Source organism: Salinisphaera sp. T31B1, from assembly GCF_040361275.1.
Taxonomy (GTDB): domain Bacteria; phylum Pseudomonadota; class Gammaproteobacteria; order Nevskiales; family Salinisphaeraceae; genus Salinisphaera.
Window position 1 is genome coordinate 231,481 of record NZ_APNH01000002.1, and the last position, 20,970, is coordinate 252,450.

Below are 20,970 nucleotides of genomic sequence, written 5' to 3' on the forward strand. Positions count from 1 at the left end.
CGGCCGCAAGGCCTGCCTGGTTTTACAAGGAGTCTGAAGGGATGAGTGTTATCAAGAACGTTTTGGGGCAGCGCGCTGCGCTGGTTGCATTGCTGGTCTGCGCCATGCTCGCGCTGTCGGCGTGCGGCAAGAAGAACCTGCGCGATGGCGACGACATGCCGATGGCTGGCATGGGCGATAATTCCGATCAGGGCATGGGCATGCAGTCCGGTCGTGACATCGATGTCCGCGGGCTCGAGGGTATCGATCCGGCCGATCGTGCGATGTTCACGGATCCGAACAACCCGCTGTCGACGCGTATCGTATATTTCGATCTCGACAGCAGCGCCATTCCGTCGCGCTTCTCCGATGCGATTCAGGCACACGCGCGTTACCTGAGCCAGCATCCGAACGTGAAGCTTCGTCTAGAAGGTCATACCGACGAGCGTGGCACGCGTGAATACAACGTCGCTCTGGGCGAGCGTCGTGCCGAGTCGGTCCAGCAGGCCCTGGTGCTCTCCGGCGCCAGCGCAAGCCAGCTGTCGACCCTGTCGTTCGGTGAGGAACGGCCTGCCGAACTGGGTTCGAGCGAGTCGGCCTACTCGAAGAATCGTCGCGTCGAGTTCATTTACACCAAGTAAGTAATCCCCATGCGTCACGTACTTCCGATCGCGGTCGTCACGTTTGCCATGGCCACGGCGGCCGGGACTCTGTCCCGGCCGGCGCTGGCAGCGAGCAGTGATCAGACGAACCAGCCGGTGCTGCTCGCACAGAACAGCGGCGGGCCCAACATGTTTTCGCTGCTGCAGGATATCCAGCGGCTTCAGGAGCAGGTCCGCGATCTGCGAGGCCAGATCGATACGCTCAAGTATCAGTTGCGCCAGAATGAGCAGGGCCAGCGAGATCTATACGAAAATCTGGATAAGCGGCTCAGCGCGCTCGAAAATGGCAGTGCCGGCGGTACGGGTCAGTCGAGCACTGGCAGCGACGATTACGGATCGGCCGGTGGCGGTGAAGACGGCGAGATCCAGGCGCAGTACACCGACGCATTCAACAAACTCAAGAATGGCCAGTACGACGGTGCCATTACCGGCTTCAAGAACTTTCTGCAGCAGCATCCGGAATCCGCGTACAGCGATAATGCCTGGTACTGGTTGGGCGAAGCCAACTATGTCCAGCGCAACTACGACGAGTCGCTCAAGGCATTCCAGACGGTCGTCAACCGTTTCAAGGCCAGTAACAAGGTCGCCGGATCGTTGTACAAGATCGGCGTGATTCAGGCCGAGCAGGGCGAAACCGATAACGCGCGGGCGACACTCGAGCGGGTCGTTTCCCAGTATCCGGACGACAGCGCCGCGGACATGGCGCGCAAGCGTTTGCAGTCCATGGGCGGCTAGTGCCGATCGAAGTCGATCGCTCTATTATCCGGACGAAGTCGGCGCCGGTCACGGCAAGCCGATGGCCCGGACGTGTCGATGCCCTGCGTATCACCGAAATATTCTGCTCACTCCAGGGCGAAGCCCGCGAAGCGGGTGCAGTCACGACATTCATCCGTCTCACCGGCTGCCCTTTGCGGTGCCGGTACTGCGATACCTCGTATGCATTCACCGGCGGGCAATGGTGGCCGTTGGCCGAGATTCTCGCCGAAGTCGAAACGCTGGCCGCTGAATATGTCTGCGTGACGGGCGGCGAACCGCTGGCCCAGCCGAACGCTATTCCGCTGATCCGGCAACTCTGTGATGCCGGTTATCGGGTGAGCGTTGAAACGGCAGGTGCGCTGGACATCCGGCCGGTGGATACGCGCGCATCCCGCGTGGTGGATATCAAGACGCCGGAATCCGGCGAATCCGCACGCAACCGCTGGGACAACATGCCGGCACTCACCGGGCACGACCAACTCAAATTCGTACTATGTTCGCGGTCGGATTATGACTGGGCAGTCGAGCAACTCGCCGCGCTGAGACTGCCGCCAGGCTGTACGGTCTGGTTCTCGCCAAGCCATGGCGAGATCGACCCGACCCAACTCGCGGATTGGATCGTGGCCGATCGTCTGCCGGTGCGCATGCAACTGCAACTCCATAAACAACTCTGGGCCGACGCGCCGGGGCGCTGATATGAACCATTCCGATGGCAGGCCCGCCGACAATGCCACCCGTCGGCGCGCCGTCGTACTTTTTTCCGGCGGTCTGGATTCGACTACCTGTCTGGCCCAGGCGGCTGCCGACGGCTACGATTGCTATGCGTTGAGCTTCGACTACGGGCAGCGTCATACCGCCGAGCTAGCAGCGGCCCGGCGTATTGCCGCGAATGACCCAGCGGTCGTGGAACATAAATGTGTCACCCTGGACTTCGACGGCATGGGAGGCTCGGCGCTCACGGACGCGACGATCGCGGTGCCTGAAACGCCGACCGACGGTATTCCCAGCACGTATGTCCCGGCACGCAATACCGTTTTTCTATCCGTCGCGCTGGGTTGGGCCGAGGTACTCGGCGCCGAGTCGATCTATATCGGCGTCAACGCGGTCGACTACTCCGGCTATCCTGACTGCCGTCCGGCTTTTATCCGGGCCTTCGAGCAGTTGGCCAGCCTGGCCACGCGCGCGGCCGTCGAGCAGGGCGTTAGGGTGCGTATCCGAACCCCGCTCATCGATGACAGTAAAGCCGAGATCGTAACGCGAGGCACTGCACTGGGCGTCGATTACGCACAGACGGTGACCTGCTATCAAGCCGACGACGACGGCCGCGCCTGCGGTCGATGCGAGGCCTGCCGATTGCGCCGCAATGGCTTTGAGCAGGCCGGGCTCGCGGATCCGACACGCTACCGGTAAGCAGAATTGCGGGTTGGCCTATCATCGCGGCCGGTACGTGAATGGCGGCCAGCCCGTGCTGGCTGCTGTCATCACCTGAATCAACCGACCGGATGACAGCCAGCCAGTCGAGGATTGATAACGGATGACAAAAATCGCTGATTTTCGTCCGTAGATCGGGTATCATGCGCCGCGGTCGGACGGGGTCGTTAGCTCAGTTGGTAGAGCAGTTGACTTTTAATCAATTGGTCGCAGGTTCGAATCCTGCACGACCCACCATCTTTCCGCCCTGGCGCAGGTGCATCATGCAGGCGCATCGCGGTTTCGTTTAATGATTCCGATATCGCTCGCCATCCGGCTTTTTATCACCGCGGCTTCGTTGACCGTTTGACTGCCCGGTCGCCTCGCTCGTATGTCTTTCCAGGCACCGACGCCGTACGCGGTGTCGCCCATGGCCAACGTGCCGCGACAATGGCTCCGGCCCAGGTGACTGTCTGCCTTCATCTGTGCCGGCGGTCAAGTACTCAAAGCTATTATGGCGGCGCCCCGGGTGGCTCAGGTTGTTGGTTGAGTCACCTGTCCCAAACATGTCACCGAGTGACTTCTTCGCGTATCGAAAAAGCGGTTGCCGTGGCGGTGCAGTACCGATCGTTTCCGCTTGTAGCGTATCGTTGGACGACAGAGCGCATTACATCCCTCCGCCGCCATCCAGCCCTCGTAATCGGCGCCGGGTCTGCGTCAATATGCTTGCATCGCCTGCCATGGGCATACGCGTTCTAATCAGCGGAATCGCGCGCCTTGTTCTTAGCCCTGTCCATACGTCGACAGGCTCGGCCCACTGCTACGATCCCTGGCCCCCCGTACCGGGACAGCCGCGCGCAACCATCCCCTCATTCCCGCGTCCGATGGCCAGGCTGACGGCGGGCACTGCCTTGGCCCGCGTAGACGCCTTTGCGAGAAGAATCTGACGAATTCTTCGTAATTGTGCGGAATAGCGATGAGTCTGCACGGCAGCGTTGAGTTCGATCTATCATAGACATCACAGGGGCTGAACGGGGCAGCATCGGGGGAATTCAACTAGATCGTTCGGGTCGACCTCAGCGGTTTCAATCACGAGAGTAAGTGAGCGAGCATCGTGTGGTGATACAAGCTACGCGCGCTATCGCCACGATCCGCTAAGGGCGCGAGCCTAGGCCGTCGTCGCAAGCAAACGCGGACACATTCCAGTGTGTGCTGCTTCGAGACGACGTCAAACAGGCCGCCGCATAACGCCGACGCACGAATTTCTATATATCCGATGAACCGCCGCGCCGCGGCATGGCCACGCGTGGGTCCAGCATGCGCGCCGTCGCGCAGGCTATATGGGGTCGATACGATAGTTATCTCCGGCGTTGTTAATTATGAAATTTTTCCAGTTGCCTCGGTTTTTCGTCTCACTCCCAGGCAGCATTTCCCGCCGTCCGATGCTCAGCGTCGTCTTGAGTGTCACAAGCCTTTCTTTCTGGCACGCGCCAGCGTTCGCACAAAGCATCTCGAGTTGTCCGGCGCCACTACAGAACGGCAAATGCACGATCTCGGAGAACGTGCAGAGCTCGCTGATTCTGCTGCGCTCCTATGGCGCCGACTACGCGGGCACCAAGGATCGCCAGGGCGGCAATGGCGGCACGCTAGACATCGAGAATCACGCGAATGTGAGTTACTCCGGTAGCCAGAGCCAGGATTTTCTGGCCGCGGCGCTGTCTATTGGCGGACGATCCGATAAAGGCAATGGCAAGCACCCGGGCGGTAACGGCGGTACGGTCACATTCGTCAACTACGGCAATCTGACGTTCACCGGCAGCACGACGAGCTATTCGCCGATCGGCAACTACGGTTACCAGGGCGTGTGGGACGATGCCGGCATCGTGTTCGGACTGTACGCCGCCAGCGAAGGCGCGGTCGGGCAGAAGGGTTCGAGCAGCATCTTCGATGACAACGACGAGCAGAACGGCGCCGACGGCGGCAACGGCGGCTCGATCGAACTGTTGCAGAACGACGGCCACATACGCATCGAAACCGCGATGCCGAAGGGCGCGGTCGGCGTGTTCGCCAGCAGCGAAGGCGGTTCTGGCGGCGAGCAGGGTTGCAGCGGTTTCGATCCGTGCGGCGTGAGCGGCGACCAGAACGGCGGGCTCGGCGGTTCGACCGGGCCGATCAACATCGTCAACAACGGCAAGGTGGAACTCACCGGCACGGTGTCCAATATCTTCTGGGGCATCGGTGCCGAGAGCTATGGCGGCCATGGCGGCACCGAAGCCGCCGACGGCGGCACCGCCGGCGCGATCCAGATCGAGCATCACGGCGACGGCGGGATTATTCTGCGATCGCAGAATCTCAACGAGGCGTCGTTCGACCACGGCGTCGCCGGCATCAAGGCCGTGGCGCGCGGCGGCCACGGCTCCCAGTCGGACGACAACAGCGATCGCGGCGGCCGCGGCGGTGATCTGACCAGCGTCAAGGTCGTGGGCGCTCCCGAGGGCACACCGGAAGAGATCATCGGCATACGCGCCGACAGCGATATCACCGTCTATGCCGAGGGCATCCGGCCTAAAGAGGCATCCGCCGTGCCGGGCAACAACTCGGACAAGAGCCTGCCCATCATCGATATCCTGGCCCAGTCCGGCGGTATCGTGGCGGTGGCGCGCGGTGGCGACGGCGGCAATTCCCCGGACAATCAGCAGGGCAAGACCTATGCCGGCGGCGCTGGCGATGAAGCGGTCGACGGCGCGCGCGTACATGTGACGACCGATTCCAACACGATTCTCACGAGCGGCGATTATCTGCACGGCATTTTTGCCGGCGCCCGCGGCGGCGACGGCGGTACCGGACGCGGCCAATCGGATGCCGGGGGTGGCTCCAACGCCGCCGCCGTACGCGTGGATGCACTGGCGAATTCGCGGATTCGCACTGATGGCCGAGAAGCGATCGGCATCGCCGCACTGAGCGTCGGTGGGCGCGGCGGCTATGTCGACCGCGACAGCGACGGCGCGATCGATATCTTCTCGACGTCGGCTGGTTCGAGCGGTCGCGGCGGTACGGTGGGTGTGCGGGTCGAGGCCACCGACGGCGACGATTTCACGATCGCTACACGCGGGCGTAATTCCCACGCCATTCGTGCTCAGTCACTGGGCGGCACCGGCGGCGATGCCAACGGCAGTTTCCTGCTCGTCGGCGTGCCGGTCGAAGGCGGCGGCGGCGGTGACGGCGGACTGGTCGACGTCACCAACTACGGCGATCTGATGACCGACGGCAAATACGCCATGGGCGTCGTCGCCCAGTCGATCGGCGGCGGCGGCGGGGACGTGGGCGACTCCGAAGGCCTGATTTCAGTCGCCGGCAGCGCCGGCCAGGGTGGTTCGGCCAGCGCAGTCAACGTGCATCACGCGGGTCGTATCGTCACGCGCGGCGGCCTGGACCCGGACAAGATCGCCAACGATCCGGATGCCGACACCGCGAGCGGTGCGATCGGTATTCTGGCGCAGTCGATCGGCGGCGGTGGCGGCATCGGCGGCGGCCAGGATTCGGGGATCGTGAGCGTCGGCGGCGACGGCGGCGGGGGCGGAATCGGCGACGACGTGCTCATCGATTTCATCGGCGATTCGTCGATCGATACCTACGGCGACTTCGCCTTCGGCGTGGTCGCGCAGTCGATCGGCGGCGGTGGCGGCATCGGCGGCGACGCGTTCGCGACGGACGTTCTGTTTCCGGCGCTCGCTGTCGGCGGCGGTGGTGCGGACGGCGGCTTTGGCCAGACCGCAACGATCCGCAACTACGACACATCAGGACAGGCGCATCATCTGTCGGTGGCCACCAACGGCCAGAACGCACACGGCCTGATCGCGCAATCGCTGGGCGGCGGCGGCGGCAGCGGCGGTAACGCCTACGCGTTCGATCTGGGACTGGGCGCTTTTTCCCTGGCGACGGGCACCGGCGGCGCCGGCGGCGGTTCGCCGACGACCATCGCACTCGACGATTTTGCGATCACCACCGAGCGCGGCCATTCCAACGGCGTGCTCGCCCAGTCGATCGGCGGCAGTGGCGGAATTGGCGGTACGGCCGGCGGCTTCGATGCCAGCATTTATATCGCAACGGCAATCAACGTCGGCGGTAGCGGCGGCGGGGGCGGTTCGGCCAGTACCGTATCCGTGGATCTGGCCAACGGCATGATCGAAACCGCACGCGGCGTCGCGACCGGCGGTCTGAACCCGAAAATCGTCACCGACAGCCACGGCATCGTCGCCCAATCGATTGGCGGTGGCGGCGGCGTGGGCGGTTCGGGCGCCGGTAAGTCGATCGTCAAGACGCTGACCATACCGTCTACGGGCGGCCTCAGCGCCGGTTTCGATGCCTCGTTCGATGTAGGCGGCGACGGCGCCAGCGGTGGCGACGGCAGCGCCGTCAAGGTCGATCTCGACCGTGTGGCGATCGCCACCCACGGTCAGGGCAGCCACGGCATCGTCGCCCAGTCGATCGGCGGCGGCGGCGGTCTGGGCGGCACGGCCTCGGCCAAGGGCGGGGCGATCGGCAGCGTCGTCCAGGCGGTCGAAGAGTTCGCCAAGAGCGTGACCACGCCGGGTAAGCTGGTATTCAATAAGGTCAAGGAGAACATCAGCCCCGAAGAGCTGGAGGCGATCCCTCACGACGAGGGCGACCCAGAAGACCATATGCTGGCCTTCGACGAAAACGGCGAGCCCGAGCTCGAGTTCGACGGCAACGGGCACGACGACTACGACGACTACCCGGAAATCATCGTCGAGCCGGATGATCCCATCGAGCCGTCGGAACCGGATGTGCCGCGCGAGCCGCCGGCGCCCGATACCCCGCAGGCCCAGCATTTTCTCACGCTCAACTTCAACGTCGCCATCGGCGGTGATGGTGGCGGCGGTGGCGGCGCTGGCCACGTTGGCGTAAATCTCGCCAATGGTTCGTCCATCGAAACCTTCGACGCAGTCAGCCACGGCTTGCTCATGCAATCGATCGCCCAGCGCGGCGGCTCGGCCGGTACAGGCAACGCCGGTGCGCTGAATATCGGTTCGGAATACGGCTATAACGCCACGTTATCGATCGGCGGCAAGGGCGGCCGTGCCGAAAAGCCGGCCGGTCAGTTGTTCCTGGACCTCGATGAGTCCAGCCGCATCACCACCCACGGCGACAAGTCCAACGGCGTGCTGGCTCAATCCATCGGCGGCGGGGGCGGCGAATCCCAGGGCACGGCACTCGGCGTCTACGGCACCATTCCGTTCATCGATATCACGCCGAGCGTGGATCTACAGATCGGTCGTACCGGCGCCACCGGCTCCGACGGCGGCACGATCGCACAGCTCAATCTCGACGGCGCGATCGATACCTACGGCGCAGACGCCGATGGCGTGTTCATTCAGAGCATCGGCGGCAGCGGCGGTGCCGGTGGTTCGTTCGGCGCAGAATCCGGTGAAGGTGGCCTCGTTCGGGAGCTGTTCGAACTGATCGAAGACTACGAAAGCTGGCTCGACTTCAGCGATACCGTCGGCGGTCGCGGCGGGGCCGGCGGCAACGGCGGCACGATCGGTGCTCAGCCCGATGCCGACGGCAAGTACACGGACAACAACGGCGACGGTATCGACGATGCCATGCGTTTTTCCGGCACTATCCACACCCGACGTGAATTCGCCGACGGCATGGTGTTGCAATCCATCGGCGGTGGCGGCGGTGTGGGTGGGGCCGGCGTGGCCCAGGGCTCGATCTCGATCATTCCGGCGTTCGCCTTTGGCGGCAACGGCGGTGCCTCCGGCGACGGCCATTCGATCAACTACGGTTTCGACGACGGCGCGATCCTGACCGAAGGCGCCTCCGCGTTCGGCGTGATCATGCAGAGCATCGGCGGCGGCGGCGGCTTCGGCGGCACGGCCTCGCGCACCCGCTGCGGGCGTTTTTCGCTCGGCGGCGGCCTGGAATACAAGAATTTCGTCGCCGAGGCGAAAAAACGCCAGGCCGACATCGAAAACCGGCGCAAGGACAATCCCTATGCGCTGCCCAGCGTCCTGTTCGACGACGATGCGTCCGACGATGAGCCGGAAACCGAAAGCGAACGCTGCTTTTTCGATCTCGACGGCCCGGGCGCGTTCGACGGCAACACCGGCTCTGCGGGCAACGGCGGTGCCATCCAGCCGCGCCGCGAAGGCGTGAGCGGCGGCATCGCGATTCAGACGAAAGGCGAGTTCAGTACGGCACTGCTGGCGCAATCCATCGGCGCCGGTGGTGGTGCCGCGATCACCACCGACAACAAGACTCTGGTGTACCCCGATTCAGTGCTCGTCGATACCGAGGCCGTGGACGACGAATCGCAGGATGTCGAGATCCCGGAGAATATCACCAAGCTCGACGTGGTGCTGGGCGGCGATCACGGATCGCACGGCGATGGCAACACGGTCACGCTGGACAACCAGTTTTCGATCGCCACCGCCGGCCGCGGCGCGGCCGGTATCGTCGCCCAGTCGATCGGCGGCGGCGGCGGGCTGGTGCAGACCGTGGGCGCGGCCGAGCTCGCCCTCGGTGCAGCCGATGCCTCCGGCCAAGGCGATACCGTGACGATCCGTGCGACAGACTCCATGCTTTTCACCGCCCAGGAGACCGGCTACGGCATCATCGGCCAGTCGATCGGCGGCGGTGGCGGCCTTTATATTGGCGAACTGGCCGCCCAGGGTCCGGATGGTGCCGATCTGAACCTGGCGACCGGCGGCAGCGCCGATGCGGCAGGCAACGGCGGCGCCGTGAGCTTCGAGTCGTATCGCTCCGCGAACGCACAAACGCCTGACTTTCGCACCGGCGGCGATCATGCCCGAGCGATCACGCTGCAGTCGATCGGCGGCGGTGGCGGCGTCATCGGCACCGTCAACGCATACGGTTTGGGGCCGGGCGTGCCGATCGGCCTGCAGATGGGCGGCGCCGGTAGTACCGGCAGCGGTGGCGCGGTATCGCTCTCGCCTGCGGGCCGGTACACGACGTTTGGCGACGGCGCCGATGCCATCGTGGCTCAGTCGATCGGCGGCGGCGGCGGTATTATCGATCTCGATCTACGCCAAGGCAGTGCCGGTGGCGCAGTCAAGCCGCTCAGGCTCGGCAATATCGCCTCCGGGAGCGAGAGCGCCAGCCTGGCCGGCGGGACGATCGATGCCACGTTCACCGGCAATTACGGCCTGAACACCGATATCACCACCTACAGCGACCAGGCCTATGGCGTGCTGTTGCAATCGATCGGCGGAGGCGGCGGACTGTTCGACTATCTGGACGATCGTCGACTGGACCACGCGCGTCTGGGCGGCGCCTTGAACGGCGACCACAGCACGAGTGCTTCGAGCAAAATCCAGGTCAAGAACTTTCTGCACACCCTGACCACAGGCGGCGCCGACGCGCACGGTTTCGTGGCCCAGTCGATCAGCGGCGGGGGCGGTGTGCTCCGAAGCAATGCGGGCGCAGCGGGGCTTTCGCTCGGCCAGGATCGCGGTCTCGGGGCAGATGCCGGCAGCGTCGACTTGACGCTGGGTGCGACCGGCACCGGGTTTCGCACGCTCGGCTTGCGCGCATTCGGCATCGTGGCGCAGTCGATTGGCGGCGGCGGCGGCATCGCCAGCGCGGGCGACGGCGATAATATCGACGCGCTGGCCCTGGGCAGCGCCGGTGGCTCGGTGGCGAACGCCAGCGAGGTGGATGTCACCTGGACGCAGGGTCTATTGCAGACCGTGGGCGCCGGTTCGCACGGCATCATCGCACAGTCGATCGGCGGCGGTGGCGGTATCGCCGGCAACGTGGCGTTCACGTCCGGGCTTGATGCCAACGCGCTCAACGACACCTTTGGGCAGCCAGTGACCACGAGTGCGACCGGGGCTGGCGGTCCGGTGAACGTGAATGTGCGCGGCGGTGTCCAGGTGAGCGGCGATGGCGCGTTCGGCGTGATCGCCCAGTCGATTGGAGGCGGAGGTGGCCTGGCCGGTGTCAAGGACGGCGTATTTGCAGGCCGTACCTCGACCAGCAATGATGCATCGGCGCCAGTCACGGTGAGCGTTGCCGAAGGCGGCTATGTCAACGCGCTCGGTGCCAACGGATTCGGTGTGCTCGCCCAGAGTCTCGGTGGCCAGTCGGGATCGATCGACATCGATATCGACGGCTCGGTTTCCGGCGGTTTTTCGGCGGATGCCAGCGGCGCTCCGACGCGTTCTTCCGCCGCCCAGCTCGCCTTCGCGACGCCGGGCGCCGCATCACAATTGTCGCGCGCGGCCAGCGGCGGTGGCGTGCTGGTATCCGGTGGTAACCGCGACAACCGCGTATCGGTAGCGACAACCGGCCGGCTGTCGTCTTTTGCCGGCAGTGCGGTCCGCTATATCGCCCAATCCGGTGACGGGACGGCGCGACTCAATGTTGCCAACCAAGGCGTGATCTCGGGCGATATCGAAGGCTATTTCGATGACGGCCGCTCGATAATAAACAGTGTGGACAGCGCGGACGGAGACCGCGTTGCCGCGGTGACGATCGACAACGGCCGGGACGGACGCCTGATCGGCGCGCGCCGCTATCTGGCTGACGTCGTCAATCGGGGCGAACTGGTCGTGGGCTCGCGAGACGAGTTTCAAACGCTCGAAATCGCCGGCAATTTTTCGCAAGACGCGTCTGGTACGCTCAATCAGCGCGTGGATTTCGCCAATCGAGGCACCCAGCGGATCACCGTGGCCGGCGATGCCACGTTGGACGGCACGCTGCGCATCAGCCCGATATCGGTGGTCAAGAACCGCGCGGTGGAACTACTCACGGTCGGCGGCACGCTCGGCGGCCGCTTCCAGCGCGTCCATTCCACCCTGTTCGATTTCGATCAGAGCATCGAGGGCGATGCCCTGAGTGTAGCCGCAGTGCGTTCCGATATCGCACAGCAGCGTTTCGGCTTGAGTGAGCACCAGGCAGAGGTGGCCGGCTATCTCGAACGTATTTTCGATAACGGCGATACGAGCTTTGCATCGGTTCTGGCAGCCGCCGATACGCTGGCCGACTTGTCGGCCGACGAGTTCGGAGAGCGGCTGCTGGAGCTTTCCCCCGGCGCGATCACGGCCGACGCTGCGGCCAACTTCGAGCTGTCGCGGCGCCGTCTGGACGATCTGTTCGGCTGTCGTGACACGATGACTCAGCGGCTTGCCGACGGTGGCTGCCTGGCCGCACGAGTCAGCGTGCAGGATCTTGATCAGGATTCGGATGCGCACGGTGTGGGCTACGACGCTCGGCTATACGGCGTATCGCTGGCGGTCAAGGACGTGCCCATCGCAGACAATGTCACGGCTGCAGCCGCCATTGGCTATGACAACAGCGATTTCGACGGCAATCGGGGCTATTCGCACTCCGAAGGCGACATCTTTCACGCGGCGGCCGCGCTGACGCAGTATTGGCAGGGCTTTAGCCTGACAGGCGCGATCGGCACCAGCTACGGTTGGCATGACACCGAGCGCAGGATCGATTTTCTCGGTGAACGCCGCACGGCCCGAGCCGACCACGAAACGTTCAGCCTCGGCGGGCGCGTGCGCGTTGCCTATGAACAACCGCTCGGCCAGAACTATGTCAAGCCTTTCGTGGACGTGGACGTCGTGCACAGCCAGGCGGATGGGTTTCGTGAACATGGCGCCGGCGAGCTCGATCTGCGGATTGCCGACAGTGATGAGACGGGTATCGGCATCACACCATCGCTTGAACTCGGCACCCATCGTCGAATCGGTGAGACGATTGCGCTTACGGGTTATGTCTCCGGCGGCATCAGTTTGTCGTCGGTCGATGCCTACCGTACCGAAGCGACGTTTGCGCGGGCCAGCAACGCCAACGATGCGTTTGTTACTGCCGTGCCCATCGCCAATACGCTCGGCCGGGTGAGCGCCGGTCTCGACGTGCGCAAACAAGACCGCGTGGGACTGGGACTCCGCTACGACGGTGCCTATGGAAGCGGGTTCGAAAGCCATGGCGGATCGGTACAGTTTTCGCTGTCTTTCTAACGGCCGATCCGATCTCAGCGACAAATCGAGTCAAACCCGTCAATCAGCAATAACGATCTTATGCCACGACCCTTGCGCCTCAGATACCCTGAGCGCCGCGCCTGAGCCAGTTGTGAACGAACGCCAGCTTGCGGTGCGTGGCTCCGGCGAGCAGGAACGGATAGAGATCCGGCAGGCCCATGGCACGATTGATGTGGTTGATGCCGATGGCGATCGACGCGCCGACATAGATCAAGCGTTCCGAATCGGTTTCCGCATAGGCGTTCCAGCTGGGCGAAGGCAATTCAGGCGACGACAGACCGGTGGCGATAAAGCTATCGGTAATGTCGGTCAAATGGAGTAGGTGGGCAGTCGTTTCGGCCCAGTCTTCATGCGGATGGGCTGAGGCGTAGCTCGACAGATAGCGTTGCTGCCAGTCCTGGGGCGGCCCGTCGTGATAATGACGTTTGAGCGCATCGCCGTAGTTGTCTCTTTCGTCTCCGAACATCGCCCGAAACGCGTCCAGAAAATCCGAGCGGATGCTCAAACGCCACCAGAGCATATGGGCGATCTCGTGACGCATATGTCCGATCATCGTGCGATACGGCTCGCCCAACGCCTTACGACGCTGGTTGCGAAGCACCGGGTCGGCCTCGGCAACGCTGATCGTGACGACGCCGTTGGCATGTCCCATCGGAGCCGGTGCGTCATACTCGGCGAGCAGGTGGAATACCGGGCGGGTGCCCGGGTCTTCCGGCCTAAACCAGTGCCAGCGCCCCAGGTTATCGAGAACCCAGCGTTTGGCGGTTTCCGTCTGTGCCCAATGCGTCAAAGCATCTGCGACAGATAGATCGGGCGTTATGGCAGTCATCGCGCAAGCGCGACACAGCTCGCCTTCTGCAGGCGCAATCCAGTTGCAGCCAATGCGCTCTCGGTTGGCACAAAAAGGCGGCATCGCGAGGAATGCTCTGGCCTGTGGGTCATACGCCACGGGGATGCCGGCGGCGGTGGTCAGGTTATCGAACCAGAGGGATCCGTCACCTACAGGATTACTGAATACTTGCATGAAGGTTTGGAACCGCCGTAGTGCAGCTGGAAGACGTCCACTGTCGAGGGCAATGTCTTCCTGCCGCGCACACGAATCAATCCGTAGAAATACATCGTCTGCGTATTGGTCCATCACGCGGTCGCGACGAAAAAACGCCGAGTGTCGGCTCAGGCAGAATGCTGCGGCGACTTGGCGCCGTCCGGGCCGACGATGCCGGAAACCAGCTCGGCCATAGGCCCGCGTGCCCGGGGGCTGACTATCGCTGCCCGCTCGGCCCGGCAACGAAAAGACAGACCCGCCGTTGTCTCATGCTGCGGATTGTGGCCGAAACCTACCGTATGGACGCATGCGCAAGCGACCGCTGGGACGTGCCGGGTGTGCTTGCGCTGATCAACGCAAACCTAACGGATAAGCAACGAATGTCGGACCGCCCGGCTTTTACGCTGCGATCCGTGAATTGACCGGTCGCCGTGCGTGGTTTTCGAGTAAGACCGGCACGGGCACACGGAGGGCGATCCAGGAGACGACATGGACAACCGGCCCGAGGTTTCGGTGGTGATTCCCTTCTGTAACGAACAGGACAACGTCGCACCGGTGTGCGCGGCGGTCGACCATGCGCTGGGCGGTGTTGCGCGCTACGAGCTCGTCGCGATCGACGACGGTTCCACCGACGACACCGCCGGTGCGTTGGCGAGCGTCGCTCTTGAGTTCGGCGTGCTTCGAATACTCAAACTCGCGCAGAACCGCGGCCAGAGCACGGCCCTTGCCAACGGCATCCATGCGGCACGCGCACCGCTGATCGTGACACTCGACGGCGACGGGCAGAATCCGCCGGCAGACATGGTCCGATTACTCGATCACTATCGCAGTGAAGCCCTCGACGGACGCGCGGCGGTCGTCGGATGGCGCCGGCAGCGCGACGACAGTTGGCTTCGACGGCTGTCGTCACGCTGCGCCAATAGCGTACGGGCCCGGGTGCTTGGCGATCGGTGTCCGGACACCGGCTGCGGTCTCAAGGTCTTCCGGCGCGAGGATTTCCTTGCGCTGCCGCGATTTCAGCATATGCACCGTTTTTTGCCGGCACTTTTCGTGCGCGAGGGGGTACGTGTGATCAGCGTACCGGTCGCCCACCTACCGCGCCGATCCGGCCAGTCCAAATATGGGGTCCACAACCGGCTCTGGGTTGGTCTCGTGGATATGCTGTGCGTGTACTGGTTGATGCAGCGCCGCTGTCCTGTCGCATACGAGGCGATCGATGTTTAACGGTACCCAAGGCACTCAAATGGCCTGGCTCGCTCTGGGACTGCTCGGCCAGGGGCTTTTTTCGGCACGCTTTCTCGTGCAGTGGGTGGCCAGCGAGCGGGCCCGACGCAGCCATATCCCGGTGGCGTTCTGGTATTTAAGTATCGTGGGCGGTCTGACTCTGCTGGCCTATGCGATCTATCGAGCGGACCCGGTGTTCATCCTGGGACAGAGTAGCGGGGTGTTCATCTATGCCCGCAATCTCTATCTGATTCGAAGGCGCGAACGCGAATCGTGGCAAGCGCGCTCGTGAGCGATACCGCGGGCTCCGGGCTGACTCCGCGCGTGGTATGGGCGTTCGCGTTGCTGGTGGTGTTGCTGGCTGCCGGCGCTGCGGGCCGGGGCATGAACGACATACCGCTGGACAGTCATGAAATCTATGTCGCCCAGACCGCCGAGAACATGCTCGTTAGCGGCGACTGGCTGGTACCGCGTCTGAACGGCGAATATCGACTGACCAAGCCACCCTTGAGTTACTGGCTGGTTGCGGGTACCGCGAGGCTGACCGGCCACACGCAGGTGGGCCCGGGCGTCGCCCGATTGCCTTCCCTGGCTGCCATGATCGGGATCGCGCTGCTCGTATTCTGGTTGGGACTGCGCTTGTTCGACGGACCGACGGCGGTTGTGGCAACACTGATGTGTGTCGGATCGCTGGCGAGCTTCAAATACGGGCACAGTGCACGGCCCGATACCCTGTATGCGTTCTGGTCCACGGCGATACTGGCCGCCTGGGTGGGCGGACAACAGGCGAGGGTATCGCGCCAGGCCGCCTGGGCGTGGAGTCTCTGGGGGCTGTTCGCGCTGGCGAGCTTGACCAAGGGCCCGCAGGCGCCGGCGATTCTGCTCCTCGGCGTGCTGGTGCACGCCCTGGCCGCCGGCCAACGACCCCGACTGTTGCTGCGTCAACTGCGACCACTGCGGGGTATTGCGCTCGTTTTGCTGGTGACGCTGCCATGGTATCTGTTGCTTCGCCATGCCATCGGCAGCCAGACGCTGGCCGATTCGCAATTATCCGGTCAGCTCCTGACAATCGATCCGTGGCGTATTGTCACGCCGTTCTATCTGCTGCATGCGCCGATTCTCTGGCTGCCCTGGTCGTTGTTGTTACCGGCGGCGGTCATCGCCGCATGGCGTGACGCACGGGGCCCGGCCGGTCTATTGGCAGTCACTCTGATAGTGGCCATGCTGGCCTTCGCGCTCGGGCCTCAATATCGCGAGATCTACATGTTGCCCTGGCTCGCGCCGGCGATGCTGATGCTGGCCAATGCGGTGATGCGAACGTCACGGACGTGGCTGGCGCTGGCAGTGATCGTCGTGGCGGCAGCGGCGGCGTTGGCCTGGCTTGCCTATCAATCCGGTGCCGCAGCGACAATCGCGATCCTGCCGGCTTCGCTGTTGCTCTTGGCGGCCATCGATGGCCTGCGACGCCGTCAGGCGCCGCGAGCCGCCGCGCTGGCGGCCGCCGCTATCGCGCTTGGACTGTATCAGGGCGGCGCAGTGCCTGCCTTGTGGAGCCCGAGACGGTATGCCGAGCGTGCATTCGTGCACACGCTGGCCAGACGTATAGACTCGACCACGCCAATAATCGTCTGGGATTTCGATCCTGCCGTGTATTCCTACTATCTCGACCGGCCGGTGACCGGCAGCGAAGCATTGGCCAGGGTGTGTGACTGGATCGACCGTCGTTCCCGGGATCTTGTACTCGTGTATCCGTACAAGCGGCGTCAGGAACTGGCGCGCCGACTCGACGTCGTGCCGATGTGGCCCGATGCCCGATCGGAGTTCCAGGCCGCACACTTACCGCGCGGCACCACCTGTCACGAGACCCGTTCGCTCGACTGAGGGATTTCTGTCCATGCATATCCTCATCGTGGAAGACAATGACGATCTGGCCGCGAATGTCGGCGAGTACTGCGAAGAGGCCGGCGACGTCGTGGACTACGCCGGCGACGGGCTCACCGGCCTGCACCTGGCTACCGTCAATGAATACGATGCAATCGTGCTCGATCTGAGTCTGCCGGGACTCGACGGACTGTCGCTATGCGAGCGCTTGCGCGTCGATGCGGACAACAACGTCCCCATACTCATGCTCACTGCACGTGATACGTTGCGCGATCGCGTGAGCGGCTTCGAAATCGGAGCGGACGATTATCTGACCAAGCCGTTCTCACTCGAAGAACTGCATGTCCGGCTCCGTGCGCTGGTGCGCCGGGCCAGCGGCAGCCGACAGCGGCTCGCGGTCGCCGATCTGGTCTTCGATACGAGCACGCTGGTGGTACGGCGAGACGGACAGCGTCTGGAACTGCCCCGGATCGGCCTCAGGGTGCTTGAACTGCTGATGCGGGCGTCGCCGGCCGTCGTGCGTACGACCACGGTGGAACGCGTCATATGGGGTGACAATCCGCCGGAGAGCGATGCCGCTCTGCGTGGGCACATTCACCAGCTGCGATCGGTGATCGACAAACCGTTCGACAGCAAGCTGCTCAAGACGGTGCACGGAATCGGCTACCGTCTGGCCGACGATGAAACGCTCTAGAGCTGCGCTGGCCTGGCGGCCACGCCTGGGCCTGCGGGCCCGGTTTCTACTGTCGATCCTGGCACTCGTTATGGTGCTGCTGGGTGGCTTTATCTATGCGGTATCCGAGTTCCTGGACGTACTTGAAGACGACATGATCCACGGTGGGCTGGCACGCGACGTGGCGCACGTATCTGCGCTGTATCACCGCGATCCAAGCCTGCTGAACGTCCCCGAGCCTGGTCTACGGGTATTCGTGGTCGAGCGAGGCGAGACCGCCGAGCTGCCCGCGTCGCTGGCCCATCTCAAGGCGGGGCACTTCCGGGAAGTTCGCCTGCCCGATGCGCAGTACGAATACGGTGCGACACGCCGGGATATCGGCGATACCAGCCTCTATATCCTGCGCGATCTGAGCCCCGAGGAACGGCTGGAAAAAGAGCTGATCGCGCTGGCCTGGATCGTCGGACTGGGATCGTTGTTCCTGGCCGTGCTGCTCGCGCTATGGCTGTCGCATCTGGTGGTGCGCCCCGTACGCGAGTTTGCCGCGCGTGTGGCCGAGATCGTGCCCGGCCAGGCGCGGCCGGCCTTGCGCAGCGGCACCGGGGACCGCCAGCTCGACGTCATCGTGGAGGCGTTCGTCGGGGTCCTGGATCGTTTCGATACGTTCGTTGCGCGCGAGCAGGCGTTCACCGAAGACGCCAGCCACGAACTCAGGACACCCCTGGCGACGATCACCAGCTCGATCGATCTGATCGCCAAGGATCCGGCGCTCGGTGTCAAGACACGCACCCGTCTCGTGCGGGCGCAACAGGCAGCCGCCCGCATGCAGGAGCTGATCGATTCGCTGCTGCTGCTTGCGCGCGCCGAGGCCGGGCACGGTTACCGGACCGCGGTGGGCCCCGTGGTGCGCGAAGCGATCGCCATGCAGCGCCAGGCCGGTTCAGGAGATGATCAGGCCCTCTCCACACCGGACATTCGTTTCGAAATGGCCGAAGAACGGTATGTGCCGGTACCGGCCAGCATGCTGCTGTCACTGGTCAACAACCTATTGCGCAATGCCGTCGAGCATGCGCGCAGCGCTCGTATCGATATCAGGCTGGACCGAGAGCGTCTGTGCATCACCGACCATGGTTCGGGCATGGCGCCGGCGGTGATGTCGCGAGTGTTCGACCGCCGGTTTAGAGGAGAGAGCAGCCGCGGCCACGGACTCGGCCTGTATCTAGTCAAACGTATCTGTGAGCATTTGGGCTGGACAGTGGACGTGCAAAGCACGCCCGGGGTCGGCACCTCGTTCGATCTGACGTTTGCCGACGCCCTGCCGTCGAGCGTCGTTGTGGGACATCGCTAACGCTTTGGACACGGCCTCAGCACGGTCAGACGACGCGACGGACACGATCATCTCCGGATGCGACGCCGTGATCGAGCCATCCGTACCCCACAAGAGGTTGCCCGCAACCGAAGATGCCGTACGCAAGGTTTGATGGGGCTACTGCCCAGGCCGCGCAGCGACACGGTCGGACTTACGCTGGCCTCCGCTGCCTATATCGCCCTGTTTCTGAATACGACTTTCTGGAAGGCGACTTTCGCGGCTGCCGGGGTCGAACTGGCCCGCAATCTGGGCTTCGGGCTGTGTCTGGCACTTGCGGTCTGGGCGTTCTTCGTAGGGCTCGTGTCGTTCGTGGCCGTACGTCATGTATTCAAGCCGGTGCTCATTCTGATGTTGCTGCTGGCGGTGCCGGCCAGCCATCTGATGAACCTCAGCCATCCGACGATCGATGCGCTCGTCGACGAACTCGGGCATGACTACCGCCTAGACGGGGCGCATTGGCTCGTCCGGTGGGCTCTGGTTGGCGGGCTGCCTAGTCTGGTCGTCCTCCTCTGGCGGATCGACTACGACCGCTTCTGGCGTGAAGCCCGAAAGCGGATGCTGACCCTCTCCGCCGCCGCGTTGGTCCTCTCTGCTGCGGTGTATTCGTATTACCCGGCATTCGCGAACGTGGCACACGCACACCCTGAACTGCGCCGTCTCGTGAACCCTGTCTACCCGATCTACGCATCGGTTCAGGCCATGCGTCGAGCCATCAGGGGCAGGGCGCGTTCGTACGAACCGACAGACACGGCGACTCGGCCGGTGCGTGTCCCCGGGAAAAACGGTTCGACCCGCCCGATCGCACGGCGCGCCTCGCGGTCCTCCCAACCGCTCGCTGTACCGACGATTCATACGGACGACGGGGCCAATACCAGGGGTACGGCGTTCGGGTTGTGCGAGGCGCCGAGCCCGGCTATCGGGTTGTCGCTTCAGGACAGGCGTCGGCGGTCGACCGCGCCTTTGCTGGCGGCGTCCGCCAACGAACACGCCTCCGACGTACCCGAATCCGGGATTCGGCCAATTGATCAGAACAGGACCCTCTGCTTATGAGCCCAAGATCCCTCGACAGCCGCCATACGATCGCGCGCCCGGAACGCGCGTTGTTGTGGTTGGCCGATCCCGTACTCATCTGGCCTGTCGTGCTGCTGGTCTGTGCGCTCGTTGCCGTGCACTGGCTCGATCTGGACATGCGCCTGGCGGATACGCTGTACCGCATTGAAGGCGGTCGGTGGTCGCTACGCTATACTTGGCTGACATCCGAAGTACTGCACAAGGGCTCGCAGCGTCTCTCGATCGTCATCGGTGTCGTCACCCTTGCGACCATCGTCTGCAGCGGTTTCGTGGGCCGGCTCAGACCTTACAGGCGTGGGCTGGTGGCCGCATTCGCGGCAGCGATCACAAGCCTTTTGATCGTATCGCTATTTAAACATCAGCTGCCGTTTGCCTGTCCTTACGACATGCAGCGGTATGGTGGCAAACTCGCAGCCCGGTCGGTCTCCGAGCTGTTCTGGCATCAGGATGTCAGCGGCTGCTTCCCGGCCGGGCACGCCGCGGGCGGCTACTGTTTTGTTGTGTGGTTCTTCTTCGCCCGGCACTACCGCCTGCCTTACTACGGGTATGTGGGGCTGCCCGGAATGGTGCTCGGTCTGGTCAACGGCATCGATCAGCAACTGCGAGGTGCTCACTTTCTGTCACATGACCTGTCGGCGATTCTACTGTGCTGGGTCGTGGGCTATGCCGTATTTCATGGCGTGGTCGGTCGGTCCCCTCGGGTATCGCATGCCGCGCTGAGAAAATCCTCGGCTTAGCGCGGGCTGTAACCGGTGTGAATCGTGTGGTTCGGCTACGGTGCCGAGAGCTCGTCTGTTAAGACGGCTCGCAGCCGCGGCGGTTCTGGCTCACAATGCGTGTCGTTTTTTCAGTGGCCTGAT

13 protein-coding genes and 1 tRNA gene are annotated in these 20,970 nt (G+C 63.7%); 13 read left to right on the forward strand and 1 reads right to left on the reverse strand.

The window, feature by feature from the left end:
- The first annotated feature begins 41 nt into the window (after positions 1-41).
- The 6 genes from pal to T31B1_RS08045 all read left to right on the forward strand — a co-directional run bounded on the left by pal (position 42) and on the right by T31B1_RS08045 (position 12,826).
- Positions 42-620, forward strand: a complete 579-nt coding sequence (pal, locus tag T31B1_RS08020; RefSeq protein WP_353248971.1) for a peptidoglycan-associated lipoprotein Pal — start codon at positions 42-44, stop codon at positions 618-620.
- 9 nt (positions 621-629) lie between these two features.
- Complete coding sequence (ybgF, locus tag T31B1_RS08025; protein ID WP_353248972.1) at positions 630-1,376, forward strand: tol-pal system protein YbgF; 747 nt, start codon at positions 630-632, stop codon at positions 1,374-1,376.
- An 83-nt stretch (positions 1,377-1,459) separates the two neighbouring features.
- Positions 1,460-2,092: a 7-carboxy-7-deazaguanine synthase QueE gene (queE, locus tag T31B1_RS08030; RefSeq protein ID WP_353249597.1), complete on the forward strand. Its 633-nt coding sequence runs from the start codon at positions 1,460-1,462 to the stop codon at positions 2,090-2,092.
- A 1-nt stretch (position 2,093) separates the two neighbouring features.
- On the forward strand, positions 2,094-2,807 hold the full coding sequence (queC, locus tag T31B1_RS08035) for a 7-cyano-7-deazaguanine synthase QueC (RefSeq protein WP_353248973.1): 714 nt from the start codon (positions 2,094-2,096) through the stop codon (positions 2,805-2,807).
- A 182-nt stretch (positions 2,808-2,989) separates the two neighbouring features.
- A tRNA-Lys gene (locus T31B1_RS08040) sits at positions 2,990-3,065 on the forward strand.
- Positions 3,066-4,369: 1,304 nt separating this feature from the next.
- Complete coding sequence (locus T31B1_RS08045; protein WP_353248974.1) at positions 4,370-12,826, forward strand: hypothetical protein; 8,457 nt, start codon at positions 4,370-4,372, stop codon at positions 12,824-12,826.
- Positions 12,827-12,905: 79 nt separating this feature from the next.
- Here T31B1_RS08045 and T31B1_RS08050 read toward each other — a convergent pair whose 3' ends face one another.
- Positions 12,906-13,871, reverse strand: coding sequence for a zinc-binding metallopeptidase family protein (locus T31B1_RS08050; RefSeq protein ID WP_353249598.1), 966 nt, complete (start codon positions 13,869-13,871; stop codon positions 12,906-12,908).
- A 510-nt stretch (positions 13,872-14,381) separates the two neighbouring features.
- On the opposite strand from T31B1_RS08050, the gene T31B1_RS08055 reads away from it, so the two are divergent.
- The 7 genes from T31B1_RS08055 to T31B1_RS08085 all read left to right on the forward strand — a co-directional run bounded on the left by T31B1_RS08055 (position 14,382) and on the right by T31B1_RS08085 (position 20,847).
- Positions 14,382-15,116, forward strand: coding sequence for a glycosyltransferase (locus T31B1_RS08055; RefSeq protein WP_353248975.1), 735 nt, complete (start codon positions 14,382-14,384; stop codon positions 15,114-15,116).
- A 19-nt stretch (positions 15,117-15,135) separates the two neighbouring features.
- Positions 15,136-15,408 carry a lipid-A-disaccharide synthase N-terminal domain-containing protein gene (locus T31B1_RS08060; RefSeq protein ID WP_353248976.1) on the forward strand — a complete coding sequence of 91 codons (273 nt, stop codon included), beginning with the start codon at positions 15,136-15,138 and terminating at the stop codon, positions 15,406-15,408.
- Entirely contained in the window at positions 15,405-16,997 is a 1,593-nt protein-coding gene (locus T31B1_RS08065) for an ArnT family glycosyltransferase (RefSeq protein ID WP_353248977.1), read from the forward strand. The genes T31B1_RS08060 and T31B1_RS08065 overlap by 4 nt, the downstream gene beginning before the upstream one ends.
- Before the next feature lie 13 nt (positions 16,998-17,010).
- Positions 17,011-17,691, forward strand: coding sequence for a response regulator transcription factor (locus tag T31B1_RS08070; protein ID WP_353248978.1), 681 nt, complete (start codon positions 17,011-17,013; stop codon positions 17,689-17,691).
- Positions 17,678-19,018 (forward strand): sensor histidine kinase, encoded by a 1,341-nt coding sequence (locus tag T31B1_RS08075; protein ID WP_353248979.1) that lies wholly within the window; start codon positions 17,678-17,680, stop codon positions 19,016-19,018. Before T31B1_RS08070 ends, T31B1_RS08075 begins: the two co-directional genes overlap by 14 nt.
- Positions 19,019-19,150: 132 nt before the next feature.
- Positions 19,151-20,089 carry a phosphoethanolamine transferase domain-containing protein gene (locus T31B1_RS08080; protein ID WP_353248980.1) on the forward strand — a complete coding sequence of 313 codons (939 nt, stop codon included), beginning with the start codon at positions 19,151-19,153 and terminating at the stop codon, positions 20,087-20,089.
- On the forward strand, positions 20,086-20,847 hold the full coding sequence (locus tag T31B1_RS08085) for a phosphatase PAP2 family protein (RefSeq protein WP_353248981.1): 762 nt from the start codon (positions 20,086-20,088) through the stop codon (positions 20,845-20,847). The genes T31B1_RS08080 and T31B1_RS08085 overlap by 4 nt, the downstream gene beginning before the upstream one ends.
- The last annotated feature ends 123 nt before the right edge of the window (positions 20,848-20,970 follow it).